The organism is Streptomyces sp. NPDC037301, assembly GCF_055602785.1.
Genome location: NZ_JBVJWD010000146.1, coordinates 1 through 2,536 on the forward strand (window position 1 = coordinate 1; position 2,536 = coordinate 2,536).

Annotated in this window: 2 protein-coding genes; both read left to right on the forward strand. The window is 67.0% G+C overall.

Annotated features, from left to right (window positions below):
* The first annotated feature begins 726 nt into the window (after nucleotides 1–726).
* On the forward strand, nucleotides 727–849 hold the full coding sequence (locus ACZ7IB_RS48930; RefSeq protein WP_470921833.1) for a hypothetical protein: 123 nt from the start codon (nucleotides 727–729) through the stop codon (nucleotides 847–849).
* A gap of 83 nt (nucleotides 850–932) precedes the next feature.
* Nucleotides 933–1,541, forward strand: coding sequence for a GOLPH3/VPS74 family protein (locus ACZ7IB_RS48935; protein WP_470921835.1), 609 nt, complete (start codon nucleotides 933–935; stop codon nucleotides 1,539–1,541).
* The last annotated feature ends 995 nt before the right edge of the window (nucleotides 1,542–2,536 follow it).

The following is a 2,536-nucleotide window of genomic DNA, read 5'->3' on the forward strand; positions in this document are numbered from 1 at the left end:
GCTGGAAGCCTCAAGAACTCCCATCATCGCAGGTCACAAGGCACTTCCTTGTTTTCCGAAGAGTCATCCACAGCCATAAGATCGGTGGATCAAGGCTTAGTGACCGTCTTCCGCTCGCACGCGGGCTGCGCGGGCGGGGCGGCGCTCCTGCCGGAGGCCGGGGTCCCAAAGGTGCAGGTGCCTGCACCGACTCGTGAGTCGTGAGGGTGCGGCCGAGCCGTGGCGGCCCCCTGTCGGCGTGCTCGCCGAAGGGATCAGCCGGGTACGACCGGGAAGGCTGCTGAGCACATGCCAGGCATGCCGGCACTTCCAGCCTCTGCGGCCGTCCGGCCTCGATCCGGTCGCCCCCCGATCCAGCGTTGGCACCACACCTGTCGCACTCGATGCTGGTCAGTCACACGCCCAGCTCGCCCCCACCAGATCCGTGCGGCCCACGAGCAGCGTGCAAAGACGTGGCCGTGGCCGACTGAGCCGACACCCGGCTGGGAGTCCGAGAAGCAACTGCGCTCCGGTACCAGCCGCGCAAGGACTGAAGCCCCGGGTGCGCGGAGGAACGGGCCATTGAGGTCGCCCGCTTCCAGGCGCGGCCTCTGGAGCTCAGTATCACCGTCTCCACGCACCTGTACGGGGCGACTACCGACAAGAGCATGAGCGTCGGGACTCATGCCGACACCGGCCTCTGCCGAGATATGCGCTCCCCCAGCGGGCCAGGGCCATCAGCGCGGGATGCAGCTACCGTCCGTGCTCCGTAAGCTGGTGGACGGCGTCGGGGCGGCCGAACTCGACGCCCGCCCGCTACACACAGCAAATCCGCGCAGCGATCGCGGTGGCCACGACATCGACAGCTGACCTCGACGCTCGGCGTCACACCGGGCACCGGACCAGCTGTTCAGCGACGCAACGCTACTGATGCCCCTGACACGGAGCCATTCATGACCACACCGCGGGACCTGTTGATCGCCGCCATGGACATGGCGGCCAGTCGGACTCTGGAGCGAGGCGATCTGTCGCTCGCGCTCGCGGGAGCCGAGGTGATCGACCTCCTCAGCGCCCAGGCCGTCAGACTGGACGGCGATCAGATCGTGCCGGGCCACTTGCCGGCAATAGCTGATCGTCTGTTGGATGAGGCCGCGTCGTCGCTCGTCCGACAAGCGCCGTACGAGTCGCTCGAAGACTGGCTGTGGCGCAGAGGCCGCGGCCTGTCCACGGCCTATCTGGATGCCCTTGAGGCGGAAGGACAGCTCGCTCGGCAACGCCGCCCGCGTTGGATGCCCTCCCGAGCCGGTCAGATGGTGTTGGTCGATTCACCCGCTCGCCGCGAGGCGGCTGACCGCTGGACATCGAATGAGCCCGTACTCGCCGCCCTTGCAGCGGCCGTCGGAATCCGTGAGAAGCCAATTGGCGACTCCCCGCGCGTGGCCGACGAAGCGGTGACGACGGTGCTCGCCGCCGTTGATGACGCGTTGAGGGATCTGGAGTTCCAACGGCAGCGGCGAGCCATCGACCAGGCGGCCTTCGATAACATCTGGCGAGGTGAATAACGGAGGCATGAGCGATGTCGCAGGCTGTGTGGAGACGACGTCCGGACGTATCACATCGGTCGGCGGCACCACCGGCCGGTCCAGCTCATCCGGCGCCAGCAGCTGTTTGCCCTCCATGTGCTCCTCGTGCTGAAGCACGAGGAGCCGTCTGCGAACTCGGAATCCGGCCGGCCTGGAAACTGAGTGCTCCGCCCCGAGTGTTCCTGCTGGCCAACCTGGCCACATTCTGAGACCGAGGCGTGGCTGGGAAGGGGTCCCAGCGAAGCCGGCGGACGAACTGGCGATTCCCAGCAGAATCAACGGAGCCGTGACCCACCGCGTTTTCGGTGCCAGGACTCACTCGCTGCTGATCCGGAGGAGACGGCGAGGTCGCCTCCAGCTCGACTTTCCAGTCCCAATCGAGGGCCGGCAGGAGTCAGAAGTCCACACTGGGTCTGCGCTACGACACCACCTGGCGAAGCCCTACCCGAGGTGATACGTGCTGGCGCCGGTAGACCGAGAACTCACACTGTCGACGGGCCAGCCGTTTGAGTTTCGGTGTCCGCTTCCGAGTGTTGGCCCGCCGGGACACGGACACCGGGAGGCAACAAGGCACGGTGTGGTGCACATTCGACCGCAGAGGGCGGGGAAGGGGCGATCGGGGGCCTGAACATCCCGCTGGGCGGGTTCCTGGGCGGCCGGTACGTGGGCGGCGTCTGCCGCGCCGGTGCCACGTTGTGCCGCCCGGGTCGCAAGGTCCTGCTGGAAGGGGATGGCCGCGTACAGTACGCGACTGTTCCGGCTGGGCTGGCAGCGCCTCGCCGTCCGGCTCTAGTATGGCGTGGCAGGAGTATCCAGACTGGAACCCCGGCCCGATTCCGGCGGGCCGGGGTTCTGCGTCAAGCAAGTGAATCGATCACTTGCCTTTGTAGTGGTGCTCGGTTACCGGCCACCGTGATGGTGCTCGATCACCGGTCTCAGTAGTCGCCGCCGAAGTCGCCGCCCTCGTCGCCGAA